The sequence below is a fragment of the Planococcus kocurii genome, assembly GCF_001465835.2.
GTDB classification, from domain to species: Bacteria; Bacillota; Bacilli; order Bacillales_A; family Planococcaceae; genus Planococcus; species Planococcus kocurii.
Genome location: NZ_CP013661.2, coordinates 2,015,693 through 2,036,465, shown reverse-complemented (window position 1 = coordinate 2,036,465; position 20,773 = coordinate 2,015,693). Strand labels below are relative to the sequence as shown.

The window sequence follows — 20,773 nt, the reverse complement described above, 5'->3', positions numbered from 1 at the left end:
GTACTTTTTGATCTTCTTAATTTATTAATCATTACTCCACTTAGGAGAGTGATCACTATTAAAACATAGGATAGTTGTGTTAAAAACTGAACTCTTTCAGTAGCTGGGTGAATGAATATAAAAATACCAATTCCCATACAGACGATTGCTGAAGCCATTCCTATTATTAGTAATGCTAGCCTGAAAATTTTCATATGCTTAAAGATCACTCCTTTTTAGGTAATACGGTTGGGATTGATGTAAGTTTCATAGAGCGAGTTTCTCTCTGTAGATATAAAAATAGTCGTAAGCCTCACTTTATCTTCATCAGCCATTGTTAAAAAGAATTAATCCGTTAAAATTAATTTATACGAAAGATAAAGGAGTGGACTCATGACGAGTAATTTTGATTTGATGAAATTGATTGCTGACCCTAAAATAGAGGCGATTTTGTACTCGATTCAAGCTGTAGACAAAACTGTGAAAGAAATTGCTAGTGAATTGGATGACAAGCCTTCGAGGCTGTATTACCCGATCCAAAAGCTTTTGGATACAGGACTTATTCAAGTGAGTGAAGAAAAACAAGTTGGTAACTTAATCGAAAAATATTACTCTTCTCGTCAATTGTTCGCTACTAACGAAGAATTTATGAGCATTGAAGGAGAACTAGCTCGCACAAATTCGGCGGCGCTACTATCTCATATGTTTCTAACCTTCAACAAAGGCGCGAATTTGCTGAAGGCTGATTTAGAAGACACAGGTGAAACGCGTGCCATGTACCGAGAAGCGACAGTTTCTCTCACACATTCCGAATGGCTGAAGATCAATGAGGAAATCGAAAAATTGATCAGTAAGCGCTCTTCTACAGATGACAAGACAAACTATACGTTTTCTATCCTAACTTATGAAACAGACGCAAAAGCCAGTAAGCCTAAAAAAGCTTAATGGCTTTTTTATTCTTGTAATTGAATGTCTTCAATTTTCGGCAAGGAGCGAATGTTTTTATTGAACAAAAAGTAAAAAACAATGGCCAGTAAACCTGTTGAACTCACTAGCATCATGTTCCCAACACCAATGACAGGCGATAAAATTCCGCCAAGCAAGGCACCGAGCGGCATGGCAGATACTAACATACTATCGATAATCGACGACACTCTTGCTAGTAAATGCTCTTCAATCGATGTCTGCAAAAACGTGATTAATAGAATGCTCATCATTCCAAAAGGAAGGTGGAGATTCCGTTGTGACTCACCAAAATGGATGAAGACCACAATAAAAATGACAGAAGTGGCAAAACAATCATCAAAATCCCTAACGGATATCTCATTACTTTCACTACTAGTAAAGATCCTGCCAAATTGCCGAGTGTGATGGCGATAATGACGATGCCGTATTGTTCAGCTCCTCCTCTTTCACTGGCGTAGACTGGAAGAATAGCTTCAGCCATACCAAAAGAAAAGTTAGCGATTAAAAACGGCAAGCAAATAAAGACAATTTTTGATTTGAAAAAATACGCAAATCCAGTTTTCAAACTGGATTGATACTGTTCCCAATTTCCTGTTGTTTGTTTTGCCTCTCCTGTTGTCGACTTTATCTTTAGCATACTAAAAAATATGGCTGCTACTAAAAAGGTTAAGGCATTAAACAAGTAAATATTTTGTACGCCAATGGTCAAAATAAACCCAGCAAAAACAGCTTTCATCGAGATATCCACCAGTTGTTGTGAGCTGCTAATTAACGAGTTAAACTTTCCTCTCTCTTCTTTCACAACGATTCTAGGTACCACCGAAATTTCAGCAGTTCCTTGAAAATTTTCAAGAAATGAAATGCAAAACATAATTCCGAGAACAAGAAAAACTGATTCGTATCCGTATCCGATTCCTATAGGAATCAACAGCATTAAAAAAAATTGAAAAAACTGTGCATAAATCAATACTTTCGCTTTGTTCGTTTTTTCAATCAATGGGCCTAAGAGAAAATTAAAGCAGTTGGGGATCATGACAATAGCTACTGCCAAACCTGTATAAAAAGCATTTTGACTCAGTTCAAACACGTACCAAATTACGGCAATTTCATATAGACTGTCACCGGATGTAGAAACCAGCCTTCCCCAAAAAAGATTTCGGATATTTTTATCTTTTAACAACTCATCACCTCCACAAATAATATTTATCGTTAAAATATATTTTAACGATAAATATTATTTTGTCAACGGATTTTAAATAAGCTTATAGTCGTCTATTGTTCCTGGATCGCTGCTCCGTTAGAAAATACATAGAGATTCTACTACGAAAGGTCCTATATTCACCCGTTGTCTATGTTAATGTTACTTCAATCCTTTCTGTTGTTAGTCATCTATGATTAATTTTTTGGATATGCAACCAACAGCTTGCAAATCGATGATGCTTTTATGCGCCCGTTCTAAAAATTAATAGCACCGGTGAATAATTACTTTCATTTTTTTTATTGTTGGCGCTAAAACTATTGAGATTTTTGGGAAAGTGGTAGCACACCTTTAAAAACAGCTTGTTCCCTTGCTACGACTGGCTATTCCAAAAATTCTCAGACAGTAGGATTTCTATACATGTAAAAAGGTAGCGCTATCATTTTAATCATTGGTGAAGATATTCTTTTATATTCAGTTCACTGCATTTTCTTTCCATCAAATATGGCCAAACTGTGGATGATATGCTTTTCATCCAGTCAAATTATATTGAGTTTTCTAAGGATTTTTTGCTATAGTTGCAAATGGACTTATTGATTTTATTGAAAAGCTCGGAACGTCAAGAAAATTGACAAGTCAAAATTACAGATAGAGAGAAGTTGCGTTATGGAATCTCATGTACACGTAAAAAGACCGAAATTGATTGCCGCTATTTTAATGCTCGGATCCTTTATCGGGTTATTCGGCGAAACTGCATTGAATATGGCGTTGACTAATATTATGGAGGATTTTTCGATTAGCGCGAGTACCGCACAGTGGTTGACGACCGGTTATTTGTTGGTATTAGCCGTCTTAGTGCCGTTGTCTGCGTATTTGGTTCGTTGGTTTACTACACGCCAGTTGATCGTTTCAGCACTGGTTATTTCTTCACTCGGTGCGACGCTCGCTGCTGTGGCACCGAGTTTTTCAATCCTGTTAGCTGGTCGGTTGATCCAAGCCATCGGAACCGGAATTTTTTTACCGTTGATGTTCAGTGTGGTGTTAATGATCTTTCCAATTCAAAAACGAGGATCGGTAATGGGCATTGTCGGGCTAGTGCTAACGAGTGGTCCGGCTCTTGGACCTACACTAAGCGGATTAATCATCCAGGTCAGCAGCTGGCATTATATTTTCTGGGTAATGATCGCGTTAAACGGGTTTTTACTACTGGGTGCATTAACGATTGAAAATGTTTCAACGATTTCCAAACCTAAAATTGATGTGGCTTCGTTGGTATTATCCACCATCGCGTTTGGAGGAATTATTTATTCACTGGCGGCATTAGCAGAAACGTCTCTTACCGCGCCGCTCGTCTTTGGCCCATTAACTGCAGGATTTATTGCCTTGTTGCTGTTTATCCTTCGCCAGCTGAAGATGTCGCAGCCAATGATCGATTTGCGTGTCTTTAACTACTCGATGTTCTCATTAGGAACCTTGCTTATGGTTGCTACTCTTTTTGTTATTCTCTCGGTATCGATTTTAATTCCGATCTATTTGAAGAGTGTACTCGCTTACTCATCGATTGCTGCTGGTCTGTTGATGTTACCTGCTAACCTATTAAACATCCTCATGGCGCCTATCGTCGGCTCTAGCTTTGACCGTGTGGGTGCACGCCTCTACACACGTGTTGGATTTGCCTTTATGACAGTAGCGGCCATTGCGTTTATCGTTATTCTGTCAGCTACGACGCCGGTATGGCAAATCATCGCAGCGCTTTGTGTCCTGTACTTAGGGATTTCCATGGCCATCATGCCCGCACAAACCCATGCGATGAATCAGTTGCCACCAAATTTGTATGCAGATGGCTCAGCCGCTATGAATACATTGACTCAAGTTGCAGGTGCTGCTGGGACAGCGATTGCTATTACCTTGTTTACAGCCGGCCAAAAAAATTACATTGCAGAGTTTGGTGCGCTCAATCCTGCAGAATTTTTAGCGTTTGGGACAAATTTCGCGTTTTATGCGGTATTGGTAGCAGCCATCGTTGGATTAATCGGTTCTCTGTTTATTCGCAACAACAAAGCTGTAAATTAACATAAAAACACACCAAGCCGTTGAAAGCTTGGTGTGTTTTTATGGTTATGGATCAACCAATCGTAAGCAAATCGAATTGAATCGTCGCAACAATTGCCGCAATAACCAAAATGACGATTTCACTCATGGTCAATATCCATTGTTTTGGATTATCGGTGTATTTCCATTCAAAAAAAGCCCTGACAGAGTAATCAATAATGGTGAATGCACCCCAAACAACAAGGTAAAGAGCGATTGGGTATTGTTTATACAACACGAAATAGATCGTGAAGATCATTCCAACCATCGTTGCGATTCGGATTCCCCAGTCTATTTTTTTATGTAGCTTGTTTATATGATTATAAGAAAGCCAATCAACTTTTTCTTTCTTAATAGCAAATACTTTTCTCAACATCCATTTCACCAACCAAATTACGCCGAACAAAACTGCCAAAAACAAACCGAGCGCTAGCACATTCATCTGAATTCCCCTTTCAACTAAAAAACAACTGATAAATGATGTAGCCTATTACTAATACTAAGATTAACAAAGCCATTCCTTTCCAACCCATATCACCCGCTGCGCCTGCTCCGTTGTCGAAGCCATCTCGCAAAGTTCCACCCGGATTGTTTTTCAATTCGTCTCGCTTTAAACTTTCTCTCATTTGCTGAGGTGTCTTTTTTTTCGCCATATGGATTTCCCCTCCTAAGTTTTCTAATCATTCGATTATGTCATAGTTTCGCATTTTGGTCTTTCCTTGTCGACGAAGACTCTAAATGCGCATCTCAAAGCTATATTCGCACAAAAGGACCTTGAAAGATTGGCTTGAACGGGCTATGCTCTCATTATCTACTATGACAATTTTGTTTATTGCTTTACGATTAAAGCGAATGAATTTCTAAAATTATTTGATAAGGGAGATACGAAAATGACTTTTTTCCAACATATACACGACCGAAAAAATACCCGTTCCGTTAAATGGGACACAATGGAAACAAGATACGGTATAGAAGACAGCTCAGACATTTTGCCTATGTGGATTGCCGATATGGATTTTCCTGCACCACCTGCTGTCTTAAAAGCCTTACACGACCGAGTAGAACATTCGATCTTTGGCTATTCGTTTATGTGTGAAGAATGCCGAACAGCTGTGATTGATTGGCAGAAAAAACGAAACGATTGGAAAATCGAATCAGATTGGCTGCTTTTCCATCAAGGGATTATTCCAGCCATCGCTTCAATCATTGAGACTTTCACAGAAAAACACGATAAAATAGTCGTCACTACACCGGTCTATCCTCCCTTTTTCGAGTTGGCTGAACATCAAGATCGAGAAGTAATCTATTCACCACTAGTTGTTCAAGATGGCCAATACGTCATAGATTTTAACGATTTTGAAGAAAAACTGCGAGATGCGTCTCTTTTCATTTTTTGTAATCCGCACAACCCCGGCGGCCGCGTATGGACACCTGAAGAGTTAACTGAAATCGTCCGATTGTGTAGCAAACACGACGTTCTTATTATTTCAGATGAAATTCATGGCGATTTAATGATTAAACCTCATCGTCACACGCCGCTCGCAAAAATTGCTGGCGCTGAAAGCGATAGAGTCTTTACCTGCATGGCTCCTACGAAAACATTTAATTTGGCTGGTATTCAAGTGGCCATGATTGTTGCCACAGACAAAGAAAAACGCGACAAGCTTGAAAAACATGCACTGGCTCATGGTTCTGGCATGCTCAACGCGTTTGCACCTGCAGCTTTGACTTCAGCATATAATGAAAGCGAGTCTTGGCTTGAGGACATGCTGACGACGATTTCTGACAATATCGATTTCGCCAGCAGTGAATTGCAGAAAAAAGTTCCTGGACTGCGCGTTATGAAGCCACAATCGACTTATTTGTTGTGGCTCGATTACAGTAGACTCGACTTAACAGAAGACGAAGTCATGAAAAAACTATTGTTTACTGGAAAAGTTGCACTAGAACCTGGAAGCAAGTACGGATCTGCTGGACTGGGGTATTTACGATTAAACGCAGCTTGTCCTCGTGCAACCTTAGCTGACGGAATAGACCGAATCGCCTTAGCCTTAACAAACAAGAATCCTAACTGATTTTTCAAAGGAGACTGAAACTAAGATGACCAAGAAAATGATCATGGTGTTCATTGTTGCTTTATTCCTCGCCGCTTGTAGTGACACCGCACCTCCAAACGAAACGGTAATCGCCGGTCACGAAGAATGGGCTTCATTGCCTGAATATCCGACAATCATAGAAGAAATCGAAGACGGGGACTATAAATTCGAGACGGTTTCGGACAATCAAGAAAAACGAATTCTGCTCCTTAGTGACAAAGAAGGTGTCGAACAATACAAATCGATCTTCATCAAAAATACAGATCGACTCATCCTCACCGATATTGATGACGGCGGAGAAATTTTTAACGCTGTTTTAAAGCAATGAATACAAAATCACACAAAAAGCCTCCAAGCATTCCACTAAAGGAATACTTGGAGGCTTTTTGTGTGATTATTTCTACTCCCGATTAAACTGTTTTCTTTTTGCTTTCGATTACCTTTAACTCTGCTTTTAATGCTTTTAACAGTGCGAATACCATAAGCACCATGACCAGAGAAAATGGCAAAGCGGCAATGATAATCGTATTTTGAATGGCTGCTAGTCCACCAGCCGACAAAAGAATTGCCGCGATAGCTGATTGCAGAACACCCCATACAATTTTAACGCTATTGTCAGGCGTCAACGAGCCACCTGTCGACTGCATGCCAAGAACGAATGTCGCAGAGTCAGCAGACGAGATAAAGAACGTCAACAGCAACATAATGGCGATGATGGACAAACCAAAACCAAATGGCATTTCATTGAACATCGTGAATAACGTTGTTTCTACAGCGCTGGTCGTCAAATCAACAACGCCTTTTTGCTGGATGTCGATTGCTGTTGCACCAAACGTAGAAAACCAAATCGCACACAATACCGTCGGCAGAAGTACCACAAAGATTAAAAATTCGCGGATTGTTCTGCCTCTAGAAACACGGGCGATAAACATACTTACGAATGGTGACCAAGAAATCCACCATGCCCAGTAAAAGATCGACCAAGCGTCTAGCCATTCTCGATTGCCGCTATTAAAGGCTTCTGTATTGGTGCTGAGTGGAATTAGATTTTGGATATAGGCACCAAAGGATTGCGTAAAGACATTAAAAATGAGTAAGGTCGGTCCCAAAACGACGACGAGTAAAAGCAAGACGAGTGCTAACACCATATTGATATTGGACAAGTACTTAATCCCTTTTGAGAGTCCAGACCATGCCGAAATAATAAACAACACGGTAATAATCGCAATAATAATCAGTTGACTCCAGTTGTTATTGGGAAGACCGAACAAATACGTGAGTCCCCCGTTAATCTGGACGGCACCAAACCCAAGTGAGCTGGCTACGCCAAACACGGTTGCGAAAATCGCAATCACGTCAATGAGCGTTCCCCAACCACCTTCCATTTTCTTACCGAATAGTGGTTTCAAGGTGCTCGAAATCAAGCCCCGTTCACCTTTGCGGAATTGGAAAAAAGCAAGGGCCAACGCGACGATTCCATACATAGCCCAGGCATTAAAGCCGTAATGGAAAAAAGTTCGTTGCATGGATTCTTTAAAAGCAGCTTCTGTTTCAGGATCTGCCGTTGCGGGTTGAATGGCGTAATGAGACAGCGGTTCATAAGAGCCGTAAAAGACGAGGCCAATTCCTAATCCTGCCGAAAAAAGCATCGCTACCCAAGTGGCTCGAGCGAATTCAGGACGGTCATTAGGTTTACCTAAGCGGATATTGCCGTAGGGGCTAATAATGAGGAATCCAACAACAAATAAGATGACGGTCATGATCAGCATATAATACCAGCCGAATACAGTACTCAGTACGGAAGTAATCGAGTTTGTCGCTTGTTCATACGCAACTGGCATTAATGCAGCAATCAGCACAGCAATCACGACAAGTGAGATGGTAATGTAAAATACTTTTGTGACTTTTTTCATATCGTTCTCCTTTTCGTTTTATTGTTTACGCATTTTTAAAGATAACGTATCAGGAGAATTGCGTCAAATTAGGCAAAATTCAGTTTCTCTAACAAAAACACCGCAGAAAATTAATTCTGCGGTGTTTTACTGGAGCCTTTTCTTGTCTTTATTCAAACAAAGGCGTTACGGGTTTTTCGTTGTGAACGTGCTCAATCGCTTCTGCTAATAAAGGAGCGACTGACAGAATGTTGATCTTCGAAGTACGTTTTTCTTCAGGCAAGTAAATCGTATTCGTCACGACAAGCTCTGTAATCGCTGAGTCCTGGATTCGTTGAACGGCTTGGCCAGATAACACAGCGTGCGTACAGCAAGCATAAATCGCTTTTGCCCCGTTTTCCACAAGCACATTAGCAGCTAAGGAAATCGTCGTAGCCGTATCGATAATGTCGACAATGATGATGACGTTTTTGCCTTTAATGTCTCCGACAATGTTCACCGTTTCGGGCTCATCTGGGTGCATCCGACGTTTGTCGATAAAGCCGATTGGCACGTCTAAATGACTTGCCAATTTACGCGCACGTCCAAGTCCTCCGTTGTCGGGAGCGACGACTATGGCATCTGTTAATCCTTTGTCCAAAAAATGCTTTTCTAAGATTTTGCCACCTAACAATTGATCTACTGGGATGTTGAAAAATCCTTGAATTTGAGGCGCATGCAAATCCATAGTGATGACGTGCGTTGCGCCTGCTTTTTCCAGCATATTCGCAACAAGTTTCGCCGTAATCGGCTCACGCGAACTGGCTTTACGGTCTTGACGGGCATAGCCGTAATACGGAATGACCACATTAATGGTTTTTACAGATGCTCGTTTTAAGGCATCAATCATGATCAACAGTTCCATAACGTGTTCGCTACCCGGTTGAGATGTCGACTGTACGACGTAAACATCTGCACCTCGGACGCTTTCTTGAATATGAATTTGAACTTCCCCATCGCTAAAATGGGTAATCGCGCTTTTACCCATCTCACAGCCAAGTAAATCCGCAATTTCTTGGGTCAATTCTGGATTCGAATTCAATGTAAACAGCTTAAAGTTTGTTCCTAGTTGATAAGCCACTTGATAGCCCCCTTAGTAATTTTTTTATAAATTTGATGGATGACTAGCTCTTATGCAGGTCAATCTACTGGCATTTGACTTGCAGCAGTTGGTTTTATAATAACCTGTTCGTAGGGTAATAGCCATAGATAAAATGTGGAGAAATCGCATCAGGCGAACGCTTTCTTATTTTTAATCAAGTATTTTTTACTTTGTTTTTTCTGGGAACGAATATAGAGAGAGAGCTGCGTTCTTAATTGCTTTTCGTTCCAGCACTTACTTTCTGCAGGAGTCGAGCAGTTGATGAGGTGAAATGAGACTTTCAGAAACTTATTCACACATTCACTGCAACCTGACCGATCATTCCATCTAAGTAGTGCCAATCCTCAAATAGATGGAATTAGTTTTTTGCTGAAAGTATTGATTTTCGTTCAAAATAAGCATGCAGTCTGTACGCCGTTATTTCTTGAGTCCAGTTGTACAAAGGCTCTCTTTCGGCATTAGATGGATGCAACTTGAATTTAAAAACACCATTTTCAAAAGAAACCACGTCATTTTTATCACTTTCGCTCCATTTCGTCATTGGCATCTGCGAAATCAAATCAGCCGTTTTCTTCTCGTCATATATACGTAATCTTTTTCCTTGTGCACCGCTCCAGTCGATATTCATACGGTAGTCCCTTTCCGTTAAATAGCTGTGAAAAAAAGGTGCTACTTCTTTTGGAGTTGTTGAGTCTAGCCAGCTTTCTGTGCCTTTTGACAGCATATAACTTAAAACGACCAGCTTATAGCTTTTGGTCATTGCTGTTTGTTCAACTTCTAAAAACCAACTCTTGTATGCCAGCCATACTTGTTGTTCTTCAGTCGTTAATTCATTGGCATAAGCAAGCATTCCGAAATAACTACCAAACTCTTGCTTGACTATTTTGGAGTCCGTGTTTGCATGAAGATGAAATTCAAGATAAGTGGGACGTCTTCCTGCTTCTTTTTTCAACTCATGGTAAGCCGTAACTAACAAGTCTTTACGAGGCGCTCTTTTTCTGCGCATTTCTTCAAGCAAGTTGATTACTTGCAAGTCCAAGTTGAACTCACACAAAGTAGGTACAAGTGGCGCAATAGGGTTATTTTTTGTCATATTGTCTTTTGGATCAAAAATAGCCAATTTCAAATCCGCATTCCGATAATTGCCGATAAAATCAATAATGACACAATGTGACTTTCCTTCTGCAATTCGCAGACCTCGCCCAATTTGCTGCGTATAAACAGCTAGTGATTCTGTCGGTCGAATAAACAACAGTGTATCTACTTTTGGAATATCGACTCCTTCATTAAATAGGTCTACCGTGAAAACAACTTCAAGTTCTCCCGTTTCTAATTTGGAACGGGCTGTTTTTCGCTCTTTTGGATGAGACTCTCCGTGAAGTGCGATAGAACGCACACTTTTTCGTTGGAAGAAGTCATTCATATAGACAGCTTGTTTAACAGAAGAGCAAAAGACAATGGTTCTCGTCTGTTTGTGACGATTCCATTTTTCGTAGATCTTTTGCGCAAAACTATCACGTAACTGTAACTGAAGCAATTCCTGTTCATCGTAGCGCGTTCCTCTCCATGGAATAGCTGAGTAATCGCTAGCATCATACACTCCATAATAGCGGAACGGAGAAAGCCAATTGCGCTCAATAGCATCTAAAAAATGAATCGATATCGCGACGTTTCCATCGCATAAGGCATAGACATCTTTATTGTCCATACGATCAGGTGTTGCGGTAATGCCTAGCAAGAATTTAGGTTCGAAGTGATTTAGTAATCGTTCGTAAGTTGGTGCCGCTGCATGATGAAATTCATCGATGACAACTAAATCAAACGTATCCTTTTCAAACCGATCTAAATGATACTGACTTCCTAATGTATAAATAGAAGCAAAAATAAAATCTGCGTCCGTTTTTTTCTCTAAAGCATTATAAAACGCGTTCGTCCTATCGGGATGAACATGCTTGAAGGATTGCTGGGCTTGCATCAGAATTTCTTCTCGGTGAGCAACAAACAACACCCGTTTAAATTGATCCGCAAAAAAAGCGGCCAAATACGTTTTACCTAATCCGGTTGCTAATACGACCATTGCCCGGTTGTAATCTTCGGCTAGCACATTATCCAAAGCGTCGAGCGCTTCTTGTTGTGCAGGTCTTGGAGAAACGGATGCACCGTAAGCTTCTTGAGTTTCCGCCACTTCGGGTTGTTGTGGGAGAATCGGACCGACTGTCATTTCAACTTCTTCTGCTTCTGACCACACCGGACTGATGGGTCGTTTTGTATTTGCTGCTGTATGTAAGAACCGATACTCTGCCAGCGTCTCTTTGTTTAAAGACACCGTTTGCTCGGCATAAAAATATTTCAAAAATTGAGTTGTCGCTTCCTCAAAAACTTCTGCATCAACAGACGTTGGCGCAATTAAATTCCATTCAACTCCATTGGTTAAAGCAGTAGCTGATAAATTAGAAGATCCTATTACTAAATGGGACGTTTCTGTTCCTCGAAACAAATAAGATTTGGGATGAAAAGAAGTTCCACCACTCTTCCAAATTCGAATTTCAGCAGAAGACAACTCTTCAAGCAGTAATTGCAGTGCATCTGGCTGTGTGACAAATAAATAATCGCCTACCAGTAGTTTAATCGGTACGCCTCTTTTTGCAGCTTGCTGCAAGAAAGGAATGATTTTTTTCACGCCTGACTTCATAGCGAAAGCTGTAATCCACTGAATTTCAACTGCTTCATTTGATAATCTCTCTAAATGTGAAACAAGCTGAGAAGTAACCAGTTCCAGCTTAGTCATCTTCTACCTCGATTAAAAAGATCCGCTTTTCAAAACCGCCACGTTTCTCAGCTTTCGCCTTGCGCACTTTTTCTAATTCGTCAAAAGAAGAACCTTGAACCTTTATTGCTGCGTGGAGTAGTTCGAGGATGTCAGCCAGCTCTTCAATAGCTTCTTCGTTCGTATTCGCTTCATTATATTCATCAAGTTCTTCGCTGAGTTTCTTTTTTACTTCTACTTCGTACTCTTCTTTCAGTAAAATACGTGTTGAAAATTGTTTACCTGTTTTAGTGATCACTTCGGGTATCCCGTCGCGTACTAGTTTGTTGTAAATTGGCATGGATGGTCTCCTTTTCAATAGTATTTATTTACATTATTTTAACATATACTTCGTGTTTCTCTGCTCTAAAAATCACAGTACTTGTACTTGTTATTTAAGTTTCCCATCGAAGTCTTGCTACTGAACCTCCAAAGAAAAACATACCACGCAACCCCTTGTTTCCAATTTACTATAACTCTAAATCCAGTGTATTTTTGTTATTATACAACTCGATTCAAGTTGCTCTTTCCGAAAGTATTCCTGTAATAAAGTTGCTTTTATAATATACTAATATTAGGAAAAAATATTAATCACTGTTAAATCATGAGATTTTTGATTAGCATGAAACAATTAGAGGAGTTTTTAAAATGAAATGGAACCACTTAATGATCCTTTTGCTATCTGTCTTTCTAGTCGGCTGTACCGATGTAGAAGAAACAGCCATTACAAACACAGAGGCACAGGAAGTACCTGCAGATGAAGCAAATGATAATCGCGAAAAAGAAGAACCTGTCACACCAGCTGTTGAAGAGCAAGCTGTTGAAAAAACACCAACAAAAACAAGTGATGACCTTTTAGCAGGATACGACCTAATCGAAGTCGATGGCGGGGATTTGTCGGGCTCTCGTGAACCTAATGTCGCCGTGAACATTGGCTTTGGCGATCGTGACTATTGGGCATTTACAAACGAATACGGACAATTGGAACGGGTTGTTGCGGACGAAATCGTTTTGCAGGATGACGATACCGAACCTGTCTTATCGACTGGCAGGTACTATTCGGACGAGGCAAAGGTGCCGGGTGTGGAAAGTGATCTATTAGATGAAGGGCATGTCCTTGCCGATTCACTTGGCGGGGTTTCGAATGCTTATAATATTACGCCGCAAGAAAGTACGCTCAACCGCCATGGGGATCAAGCGTATATGGAAGATGCCATCCGCGATGCCGGTGGTGCTACAGATTTTGAAGCCATTATTACCTATACAGATACAGAAACTCAGATCCCATCGAGTTATCAATACACCTACACATTAATGGGCAACGAAATTGTTGATACGTTTGATAATGTGAACCCTGATGAAGTAAACGCATCACTCGGGTTAACAGATAGCGAGCCGACAGATTCAGCTAGTGCAAGCAGCGCTACTACAATTGAGGATGTTTCTAACGTGGATACCAATGGCAACGGACAAGTGACGATCAAAGAAGCCGAAGCAGCCGGATTTAGTATGCCAATTATGAGCGATCATTGGTTGTACCCACATATGCGTGATAACGATAACGACGGGATGGTAGGTGAGTGATTTTCTAGCTCACGTGAAAATTGTCCCTTGTTTCAGGAGGTTAAGGTATTGAAAAAAGGGTTCCTTTTAATTTTACTGACCATTTTCTTAAGTGCATGTAACCCCGTTAAGGATAGCGATATCGTGCTCGAGCAAAAGGAAATAACAACTAATTCGGAGAAGTTTGAAACGTTTATCAGAAATCTTGAAAATGGACAAGAAGATAAAATACGCATTGTCCAAAGAACTACAGAAGGCGATCCAATTTTTAATACACTAGAATATAATGGTAAAACTATTACATATACGTATGACAACTCTCGGGATAAATTTGGTGATTCAAATACGGGATTAGAAAGTGGAACTTGCGAACATCTAGAAAGTGAAACGAGCGAAACAGGTAGAATCTACCGTTTGAGCGGTTGCTCTTCTGAAGTCGGAGAGTATTTCGAGTTTGAAGTTCTAGAGTAACTTTTTAATGACTGGAGAAAACATCAATAAATTTCAGCAGAACGAAACTTGGTATCACTGATGAGTGGTTGAATTTTTTAATTAGGTAGATTTGAATTTCTGAATTGGTTTATAAATTAATAAGCTCCTCAACTTTTAAAAAGGCTGAGGAGCTTATTTTTTTGTAAATTTTTATGCTTCACAAGCGAAATCATCTTTATCACGATCATTTTCGATTGGTAGGCAGCATGGCCCTTCTGAACTCCTCATGGATAACCAGTTCGAAGTTCTGTGCAATTACTGAAGTTTCCTGAAGCGACCCAAATATTAGCAGCAACCTCTTGTGCAGCTTGTTGTTCAAGTACTAAGTTTTCAGTAGCTGCTACTTGCTCAGCTTTTTTCTGAGTAGCTATTCTTTCTTTTTCTTCAGCTAATCGAAGCTCTCCTAACTTAGCTTCTTTCTATTTTGCAATGGCAACCTCTTCATCTACTTTAGCCTGTTCTTCAGACTCTTCTATCGCTGCTAGTTGCATACCTTTCTGTGAGTCTGTAGTTGTGTCTATGAAGATAAATGATATGAGAAAAAACTACCAAAGCCCACATGATTTTTTCGATCTTTTAGTAAAAATTTCTTAGTAAATCTTCTAATACCCCAAATAAAAACTCCATAACTTCATAAAGAGATACCTTCACACGAAAGACTCCTCACTCATTCTGTTAAAGAAATACATACTGTTTCTACAGAAACGATCGCATTTTCTTGTGAAGAAAACGACTCGATTCCCTCCTATTACTAACAGTTGCAACATACGTTCTTTAACCGTTTCAAACGAAATAATGAAAAAGTGAAACGAAACCATAAACTCGTTCGTATAAAGTAATAACGTCTCAAAATCCACGCTAATCGGAATCAACCGGCGAGCCCTGTCAGCGTATTTGTTCCCTCGCTGTATCAAGCAACGTTTAGATGCGGAAACCTAGGTTGATTTTGCATTTACCCTTAGGCGCTTAGAAATCGTGCTGATTCATATTTTGTTGAATCAGCACGATTGATGAATAGGATTTTAGAGATACTGGAAATTAGTCCTATTGAGATGTATTTTCTCTTGTCACTGCATTTATCGAATGGGCGATGAGTCTGTACGATTATGAGAAAAATACTAAGTATCTCAAGAGATATGAGTGGTTCCAAAGGGATTTGGCGTCTACTGAATACCAAGAATTAATTTTCGGAAATGATGATGTTCGTTATTCTTATTGGAACACGCTAAATTTAGACTTACTGCATTTTTAGTAGGCTGTTCCAGACAAAGGAGACTCTAATGAGCGGTTTTTTCTTAATCCTTATGGGATTTTTTATTGTTGGTGCAAACCTTACGGGATTTATCTTCTATAAAAAGAGGGCGAATTTATACGATGCCGCTTTTATCCTATTTTTATTAGCGGTTTTGTTTGGAGCAATCGGTGGTTTAATCGCACTTTTAGTTATCCGTGACGCTCTCCATTATTTTACGGCTTGCAAGTAGGATACTATTTACTAATAAATAGTATTGTTACTTTCTTGATTGCCCTTGTTGTAACTGCAATACAAAGATATAACCACAATAAATTATAGTTCATGCTTGTATTCAAGTAACGAGTGCAGTTGTCGAGAATTTTTTTAAGGAGAGTGGCTAATGTTTATAAAGAAACGCACATTAATAATACTCACTACTTTGATTTTGATAATAAATGGTGTTTTAATTTATTCTTTATACTTTAGTAAACCGAGAAACTCACTTGAATTATATCAAGCTATTGCTTTTGCAGATGATTTCGAACAAGTTCAAAACTTAAATTTGGCAGGCTATGAAGATAATTTTAAGAAAGAAGACTTTGATTACATTAAAAGTGAAAAGTCGATTGCAAACAGCATAAGCCAAATGACGTTGTTTGCGTATGACGAAAAAACTTATGTCATTATGACTTCTCCTGGAACACGAAAATTAAAAATTTTAACAGTAGAAGAGTTACCGAAAGATATAAGGGATTATTTTAGTGAATGACTAGAGTGAAATTTCATTTAATAATAGTGCGTTGGTTTTTACTCAGCCTTTGCATCTTACTTGTTTTAACGTTTTTTATTCAGCAATTTTTATAAGGCGTAATCTATGAATGCGGACTGATGTCATTCCATATCCCAAAACCGAACATGGTTATTGGTTAAAAGAAAATGTGCTCGACGCAATTAGCAGCTGTTTAGAATTTACCTGGAAAGGATGAGTTTTATGTTATCGATACTTTCACAAAACAAACAGAGCCTGATGAATGTAAAAGATGTTTCGGTAAAAGGAAAATACATTCAAGGTTTTGTCGAAAACAGCTTTTTAGATCAATGGAATAAAACGATTGGGAAATATGAATCCAATGAAAGAGCCATCGAAATTCTTAGTGAACTATTTGCGAAAATCGAAGAAAGCCCTGGTTCTGCTGTGACGTTTACTATGCCTCAGAAGTAAGTCAGCACCACGAGCCTTAACCGAACGGGTCATCTTTCTAGTAAAATATGCTGAAGTTTAATTAGGGGGGTGAACATTTGTCAGTTACCATCTAGATGATCCTCATTTTGGGTGACACTCAACTACAGCGTCACATATTGCCTAAAGAAACTTTCCAAAACAATTTCTTTTTCAAAGAAAAAGCATTCGAAAGTAGACCATCCAAATCAATCCGAATTAAAAAACGGAAAGATAAATTGCCGGCGATGAATGCCACGCTTAAAAACTTAAAAACCAAGCTAACCTCCGACTATCTACATACACTAATTATGCAACCCTATTATGCTGAATTTGGGCACTTAACTACTGCTGTATTGGATTTTCTTTGTCTAGTAGTTAACCCAAATGCGTATTTACTAATGGCTTTTATTTGTTCCATCGTTAATTTTTTCATTCATATTCCCTACTACTTAATTCAAAGGTATAATCGTCCGAGATTACTCAACGTGAAATTCAGGAAAGGGTACTCTTCAACAAATGAGCTAGATGAAAGTGGAAGGGAGGTAGGATAGTGGGTGAAATAGACAAGCGAAAGAGATTGAGCGAAGAACCTTTTGCCTTTGAAGTAGGGAAAAAAGGAACGGTAGTTATGTTTTTGGTGAGAAACAAATTAAAATAATAAGAGACAAAGAAGCTGAGCGTCTCATAGCTAAAATCAGTAAAGTTGAAAACAATATTACAGAAGTACAGTTATTATTGGCTAAAATTACTGGCAACTTCAAACATGGCAATGAGAAACTTGGTAAAAACAAATCGAAATAAGTGTAAGAAATTGGCGGGAGAACAATATCGGCCATTTTCTATTTTTATCACTATGAATTTCAGGAGTTGTAGCATGAATGATTTTTATACAGCATTAACCTATTTAACTAACACACTGTATAAACCCTATAATTTGGTGGTAACGTCGATTCAAGAAGAAAAACAAAACGCGATGTATGGTGCAGGTACATTTCAACTATCCTTTAGAACCATTCGATTCCGCGTAGCGAATGTCACACCCAAAAAAACAGGGCAGTTTGTCGCTTTTTGGGAAAAAGACGAAAACAATGAAAACCAACCTTACTTGTACGACGAAGCACCGGATTTATTGGTGGTAATCGTATTTAAAAACGGCCATGACTTTGGTCAGTTTGTCTTTCCGAAAAAAGTTCTTCTTAAACACACCATCCTTAAATCTAGTGTCACCAAAGGAAAAATGGCCATGCGGGTCTACCCAAGCTGGGATCATCCCACTAGCAAACAAGCGATAAAAACACAGCAATGGCAGCTGCCCTATTTTATTGATATGCGACTTTCGAAGCCCTTACTCAAAGAAAAAATCACAGAATTGTATTGCCACTAACATTTGGGATAGCTATTAATTGCGATGAAAATGTAGAAAGCCGTAGTCAAAACATGGTTGTTTTTGACTACGGCTTTTTTCATTTTTTAATTTAGCTTGTGGTGCTTCCGAAGAAGTAAGGAATCAGAGCTTTAACTGCTCGCTAGGGTCATTGATGAGAAACACTTGCAAAGACCTTATACTTACAGCAAAATCATCCGTAAACTCCTGAATATTGGCCCTTGTCTTCGGATCTACCCTTTTTTCATCCGTTCTTCTGGTGGATGTTCTGTGCTAAGCCTTCATTTCTGTGACTTGCTCCATTACTTCTTTGTCAAACCCTTCTGCATAAGAACCATTTTTTCGGACGCCGCTCCCCAAATGATACTCGCTAGCCCTCACAGTTTGATGGATTTCTTCTATATTCGTCGGCGTTAATCCCCCACCACACAGAATAGACGGGCCTTCCATCTCTTTTGATAACTCGACTAACTTTCTTAACTGGTTCTTGCCTTTCAAACAATCCACATGACCACCAGATGTTAAAATTCGTTTCACTTGTTTTTTGTAGTTCGCTAATGCCCTATATGCATACAGCTGATCGTCAATTTCATCAAACGCGCGGTGGAATGTGATATCGAGCTGATCAGACACCGCAATGACTTTTTCTAGTGCTTGTTCATCTATTGCGTAATCCTTTGTTAAAGCTCCAAATACAATTCCGTGACCACCCAAATTCAACACATTTTTGACATCTTCGATGATTGTGTTCATTTCTGAATCGCTATAAAAAAATCTCGACTGTGAGGACGTATCATTACTTGAACCGGTACCGTCACACTGTTCAACACTTGCTTGATGGTTTCAAAGCTCGGTGTTAACCCTCCCTCATCGATGGAGGAGACAAGTTCTAGTCTAGCTGCTCCCATTTTTTCTGCTTGGATTGCTTCCTGTTCATTTTGTACAATGACTTCTATACTCATTTTTCATTTCCTTTCAGACTGGACGATTATACTGAACCCCAGTGCGCCAGATCCATCATAATCTTCTTTTTCATAGCTTTATCGTATGGGTCCTATAAACGCATCCCATTATGTTGCACATTCTTTTAACTTTTATCTTTGCCTAGAGTCATTTCACTTTTCCTATGCATTTCCTAATTTCCTTGCTTTTCCACCTAACAAGAACGGTATTTACTACTGGTCGCCTAGGTTCATTGAAATACTTATTAATTGATAACTAAAATGGGTAAACTTAAAAAAAGAAGGAGGAGAAACCTTAATGATTAACAAAATCGGTCAAATTATGCTTTATGTAGACGATCAAGAAAAAGCAATACGTTTTTAGACAAAAAAAGTAGGCTTCAGTATTATTGCAGAAGAAACTACTCATGGCATGAGATGGATCGAAATTGCTCCATCGAAAGACTCAGAGACAAGTATTATTTTACACGATAAAAAAGTAATTGCTAAGATGTCTCCGGAACTAAATCTAGGTACACCCTCTTTAATGTTCTCAACCGGAAATCTCGATAAATTATATACCGACTTAACAAATAAAGGCGTTACTACCGGAAAAATAGTGGAAATGCCTACTGGCAGAGTATTCAACTTTGCGGACAGTGAACAGAATTACTTTGCAGTTATGGAAGCAGGCAAGTGAGTTTTTGCATCCACATCTAGTGGCAATGACTAAAGCAGCACCGCTTTTGCGACGCTGCTTTAGTTTTCTTTCCGAAAATCGTAGCTGTCCTCATGAATCGTTAACACCATGTTGTTAATAGCTAGTGTTTCTTCATCTACCCACTCGACATTTAATGGTCCATCTACGAAGTTATAATAGATCGTTTCTGATTTCTCACGGTCTTTATCAAAAATGGAAACTCTCACATTTTTATAATCGATCAATCCCGAATAATGATAAATTCTCACTTCATATTCCCCATTAGGCGAAGTTAATCTTTCGTTTAGATAGCCCTCTGGTAAAAAACTTGAGTTGAACTGCCAATTAAGAGCGTAAAAAGAAACTACGATTGCACCTGTAACTACGACTACCAAATTCCTTCTCGGGAAAATTTTGTCCCTTTTAAAGAGATTTATACCAAGTCTACTTATTAGAATGATCAATAAAATGACGGTTAGTACCAAAACCATAAGAACAGCTATCGTTAAAAAATGAAACAAGTCATTATTCAAATTACGACCTCCACATCTGCAATCCATGCCTTCTTTTTTATATGGCGTAGGATATCTTTTATTACTAACGAAATACTTTAGTAGGAGGATTCAGAATATGGAGAGGAGAACTAAAAAAGGAACTTTTTTTCAAGTCTTTTCAATCCTGTATATTTAAGTAAATTTCCATTTGTATTAAGAAACTAATTGCCTGCCCATTCTGTCTTACTTACTAATCATGTTTTGCGTAAATGGAGGGATAGCTATGTGGTTTCTACTAGGCGCTATGGCAATAATAGCAACTTGTATAAATCTTGCTATGTATGCGACAGGCAAAGATTATAAATTGGCGATGGCCATGGGCTTATCTTTTACAGCGTTAACTGTAGTCGCGGATTATAGTATGGTGTCGAGCTGGGTAGAGGCGGAAGATTGGTCTGCTTTACTAGATGTAGTTCCGATAATGGCAGGCGCGTTGTGGGTGTTAACCATCCTATCGATTTTATTGAATATAACGCCTATTCTGTTAGAACTGAAAAACAAAAATAAATAGGAT

General features: G+C 39.1%; 21 protein-coding genes and 2 pseudogenes. 13 read left to right on the top strand and 10 right to left on the bottom strand.

The features are described from left to right. The first annotated feature begins 372 nt into the window (after window positions 1-372). Window positions 373-924 carry a helix-turn-helix domain-containing protein gene (locus AUO94_RS10065; protein WP_058384087.1) on the top strand — a complete coding sequence of 184 codons (552 nt, stop codon included), beginning with the start codon at window positions 373-375 and terminating at the stop codon, window positions 922-924. A gap of 8 nt (window positions 925-932) precedes the next feature. Here the strand turns inward: AUO94_RS10065 and AUO94_RS10060 are convergent, their stop codons facing one another. Together AUO94_RS10060 and AUO94_RS10055 are read right to left on the bottom strand one after the other, a co-directional pair. Next, window positions 933-1,193 (bottom strand): hypothetical protein, encoded by a 261-nt coding sequence (locus AUO94_RS10060; protein WP_058384086.1) that lies wholly within the window; start codon window positions 1,191-1,193, stop codon window positions 933-935. After that, entirely contained in the window at window positions 1,193-2,125 is a 933-nt protein-coding gene (locus AUO94_RS10055) for an MFS transporter (RefSeq protein ID WP_058384085.1), read from the bottom strand. Before AUO94_RS10055 ends, AUO94_RS10060 begins: the two co-directional genes overlap by 1 nt. Before the next feature lie 684 nt (window positions 2,126-2,809). Here AUO94_RS10055 and AUO94_RS10050 point away from each other — a divergent pair. Then, window positions 2,810-4,216: a DHA2 family efflux MFS transporter permease subunit gene (locus tag AUO94_RS10050; RefSeq protein ID WP_058384084.1), complete on the top strand. Its 1,407-nt coding sequence runs from the start codon at window positions 2,810-2,812 to the stop codon at window positions 4,214-4,216. Window positions 4,217-4,268: 52 nt separating this feature from the next. Here the strand turns inward: AUO94_RS10050 and AUO94_RS10045 are convergent, their stop codons facing one another. Both AUO94_RS10045 and AUO94_RS10040 read right to left on the bottom strand, forming a co-directional pair. After that, window positions 4,269-4,676, bottom strand: coding sequence for a DUF4181 domain-containing protein (locus tag AUO94_RS10045; RefSeq protein WP_058384083.1), 408 nt, complete (start codon window positions 4,674-4,676; stop codon window positions 4,269-4,271). A 13-nt stretch (window positions 4,677-4,689) separates the two neighbouring features. Further along, complete coding sequence (locus AUO94_RS10040; RefSeq protein ID WP_058384082.1) at window positions 4,690-4,887, bottom strand: DUF6366 family protein; 198 nt, start codon at window positions 4,885-4,887, stop codon at window positions 4,690-4,692. A 237-nt stretch (window positions 4,888-5,124) separates the two neighbouring features. On the opposite strand from AUO94_RS10040, the gene AUO94_RS10035 reads away from it, so the two are divergent. Continuing rightward, on the top strand, window positions 5,125-6,309 hold the full coding sequence (locus tag AUO94_RS10035; protein ID WP_058384081.1) for a MalY/PatB family protein: 1,185 nt from the start codon (window positions 5,125-5,127) through the stop codon (window positions 6,307-6,309). 25 nt (window positions 6,310-6,334) lie between these two features. Beyond that, complete coding sequence (locus AUO94_RS10030) at window positions 6,335-6,658, top strand: hypothetical protein (RefSeq protein WP_058384080.1); 324 nt, start codon at window positions 6,335-6,337, stop codon at window positions 6,656-6,658. Between the two features lie 82 nt (window positions 6,659-6,740). Here the strand turns inward: AUO94_RS10030 and AUO94_RS10025 are convergent, their stop codons facing one another. The 4 genes from AUO94_RS10025 to AUO94_RS10010 form a co-directional block, all read right to left on the bottom strand. Continuing rightward, the gene (locus tag AUO94_RS10025; RefSeq protein WP_058384079.1) at window positions 6,741-8,243 is read right to left on the bottom strand and encodes a BCCT family transporter; all 1,503 of its coding nucleotides are present in this window, start codon (window positions 8,241-8,243) and stop codon (window positions 6,741-6,743) included. 148 nt (window positions 8,244-8,391) lie between these two features. Continuing rightward, a complete protein-coding gene (locus tag AUO94_RS10020) occupies window positions 8,392-9,342 on the bottom strand; it encodes a ribose-phosphate diphosphokinase (RefSeq protein ID WP_058384078.1) in 951 nt (316 codons plus the stop codon). Between the two features lie 379 nt (window positions 9,343-9,721). Continuing rightward, on the bottom strand, window positions 9,722-12,151 hold the full coding sequence (locus AUO94_RS10015) for a DEAD/DEAH box helicase family protein (protein WP_058384077.1): 2,430 nt from the start codon (window positions 12,149-12,151) through the stop codon (window positions 9,722-9,724). Further along, window positions 12,144-12,470, bottom strand: a complete 327-nt coding sequence (locus AUO94_RS10010; RefSeq protein WP_058384076.1) for a nucleoside triphosphate pyrophosphohydrolase — start codon at window positions 12,468-12,470, stop codon at window positions 12,144-12,146. Before AUO94_RS10010 ends, AUO94_RS10015 begins: the two co-directional genes overlap by 8 nt. 347 nt (window positions 12,471-12,817) lie before the next feature. On the opposite strand from AUO94_RS10010, the gene AUO94_RS10005 reads away from it, so the two are divergent. From AUO94_RS10005 to AUO94_RS09975, 7 genes are all read left to right on the top strand, one after another. Next, window positions 12,818-13,753: a DNA/RNA non-specific endonuclease gene (locus tag AUO94_RS10005; RefSeq protein WP_058384075.1), complete on the top strand. Its 936-nt coding sequence runs from the start codon at window positions 12,818-12,820 to the stop codon at window positions 13,751-13,753. Between the two features lie 48 nt (window positions 13,754-13,801). After that, window positions 13,802-14,203: a DUF4362 domain-containing protein gene (locus AUO94_RS10000; RefSeq protein WP_058384074.1), complete on the top strand. Its 402-nt coding sequence runs from the start codon at window positions 13,802-13,804 to the stop codon at window positions 14,201-14,203. Window positions 14,204-15,504: 1,301 nt separating this feature from the next. Beyond that, window positions 15,505-15,708 (top strand): hypothetical protein, encoded by a 204-nt coding sequence (locus AUO94_RS09995; protein ID WP_237150100.1) that lies wholly within the window; start codon window positions 15,505-15,507, stop codon window positions 15,706-15,708. A gap of 150 nt (window positions 15,709-15,858) precedes the next feature. Further along, complete coding sequence (locus AUO94_RS09990; RefSeq protein WP_058384073.1) at window positions 15,859-16,227, top strand: hypothetical protein; 369 nt, start codon at window positions 15,859-15,861, stop codon at window positions 16,225-16,227. Window positions 16,228-16,449: 222 nt separating this feature from the next. Beyond that, on the top strand, window positions 16,450-16,680 hold the full coding sequence (locus tag AUO94_RS09985) for a hypothetical protein (protein ID WP_058384072.1): 231 nt from the start codon (window positions 16,450-16,452) through the stop codon (window positions 16,678-16,680). A 95-nt stretch (window positions 16,681-16,775) separates the two neighbouring features. Continuing rightward, on the top strand, window positions 16,776-17,231 hold the full coding sequence (locus AUO94_RS17815) for a glycosyl-4,4'-diaponeurosporenoate acyltransferase CrtO family protein (RefSeq protein WP_058384071.1): 456 nt from the start codon (window positions 16,776-16,778) through the stop codon (window positions 17,229-17,231). A 323-nt stretch (window positions 17,232-17,554) separates the two neighbouring features. Then, entirely contained in the window at window positions 17,555-18,064 is a 510-nt protein-coding gene (locus tag AUO94_RS09975) for a MepB family protein (RefSeq protein ID WP_058384070.1), read from the top strand. Window positions 18,065-18,337: 273 nt separating this feature from the next. Here AUO94_RS09975 and AUO94_RS09970 read toward each other — a convergent pair. After that, a pseudogene (locus AUO94_RS09970) lies at window positions 18,338-18,972 on the bottom strand (copper homeostasis protein CutC). Window positions 18,973-19,324: 352 nt separating this feature from the next. On the opposite strand from AUO94_RS09970, the pseudogene AUO94_RS09965 reads away from it, so the two are divergent. Further along, window positions 19,325-19,705: pseudogene (locus AUO94_RS09965) on the top strand (VOC family protein). A 59-nt stretch (window positions 19,706-19,764) separates the two neighbouring features. Here the strand turns inward: AUO94_RS09965 and AUO94_RS17420 are convergent. Further along, window positions 19,765-20,196 (bottom strand): DUF5412 family protein, encoded by a 432-nt coding sequence (locus AUO94_RS17420; RefSeq protein WP_237150213.1) that lies wholly within the window; start codon window positions 20,194-20,196, stop codon window positions 19,765-19,767. Between the two features lie 286 nt (window positions 20,197-20,482). Between AUO94_RS17420 and AUO94_RS09955 the strand changes: the two genes are divergently transcribed. Continuing rightward, a complete protein-coding gene (locus tag AUO94_RS09955; RefSeq protein WP_058384068.1) occupies window positions 20,483-20,770 on the top strand; it encodes a hypothetical protein in 288 nt (95 codons plus the stop codon). Window positions 20,771-20,773: the final 3 nt, after the last annotated feature.

Bases quoted from the DNA above. Each gene is read 5' to 3' on its own strand.
- AUO94_RS09955 (WP_058384068.1), top strand. From the start codon at position 20,483: ATGTGGTTTCTACTAGGCGCTATGGCAATAATAGCAACTTGTATAAAT.
- AUO94_RS17420 (WP_237150213.1), bottom strand. From the start codon at position 20,196: ATGGTTTTGGTACTAACCGTCATTTTATTGATCATTCTAATAAGTAGA.
- AUO94_RS09995 (WP_237150100.1), top strand. From the start codon at position 15,505: ATGAGCGGTTTTTTCTTAATCCTTATGGGATTTTTTATTGTTGGTGCA.
- AUO94_RS09975 (WP_058384070.1), top strand. From the start codon at position 17,555: ATGAATGATTTTTATACAGCATTAACCTATTTAACTAACACACTGTAT.
- AUO94_RS09990 (WP_058384073.1), top strand. From the start codon at position 15,859: ATGTTTATAAAGAAACGCACATTAATAATACTCACTACTTTGATTTTG.
- AUO94_RS10025 (WP_058384079.1), bottom strand. From the start codon at position 8,243: ATGAAAAAAGTCACAAAAGTATTTTACATTACCATCTCACTTGTCGTG.
- AUO94_RS10060 (WP_058384086.1), bottom strand. From the start codon at position 1,193: ATGAGCATTCTATTAATCACGTTTTTGCAGACATCGATTGAAGAGCAT.
- AUO94_RS10005 (WP_058384075.1), top strand. From the start codon at position 12,818: ATGAAATGGAACCACTTAATGATCCTTTTGCTATCTGTCTTTCTAGTC.
- AUO94_RS09985 (WP_058384072.1), top strand. From the start codon at position 16,450: ATGTTATCGATACTTTCACAAAACAAACAGAGCCTGATGAATGTAAAA.
- AUO94_RS10015 (WP_058384077.1), bottom strand. From the start codon at position 12,151: ATGACTAAGCTGGAACTGGTTACTTCTCAGCTTGTTTCACATTTAGAG.
- AUO94_RS10035 (WP_058384081.1), top strand. From the start codon at position 5,125: ATGACTTTTTTCCAACATATACACGACCGAAAAAATACCCGTTCCGTT.
- AUO94_RS10040 (WP_058384082.1), bottom strand. From the start codon at position 4,887: ATGGCGAAAAAAAAGACACCTCAGCAAATGAGAGAAAGTTTAAAGCGA.
- AUO94_RS10050 (WP_058384084.1), top strand. From the start codon at position 2,810: ATGGAATCTCATGTACACGTAAAAAGACCGAAATTGATTGCCGCTATT.
- AUO94_RS10065 (WP_058384087.1), top strand. From the start codon at position 373: ATGACGAGTAATTTTGATTTGATGAAATTGATTGCTGACCCTAAAATA.
- AUO94_RS10010 (WP_058384076.1), bottom strand. From the start codon at position 12,470: ATGCCAATTTACAACAAACTAGTACGCGACGGGATACCCGAAGTGATC.
- AUO94_RS17815 (WP_058384071.1), top strand. From the start codon at position 16,776: ATGATCCTCATTTTGGGTGACACTCAACTACAGCGTCACATATTGCCT.
- AUO94_RS10045 (WP_058384083.1), bottom strand. From the start codon at position 4,676: ATGAATGTGCTAGCGCTCGGTTTGTTTTTGGCAGTTTTGTTCGGCGTA.
- AUO94_RS10030 (WP_058384080.1), top strand. From the start codon at position 6,335: ATGACCAAGAAAATGATCATGGTGTTCATTGTTGCTTTATTCCTCGCC.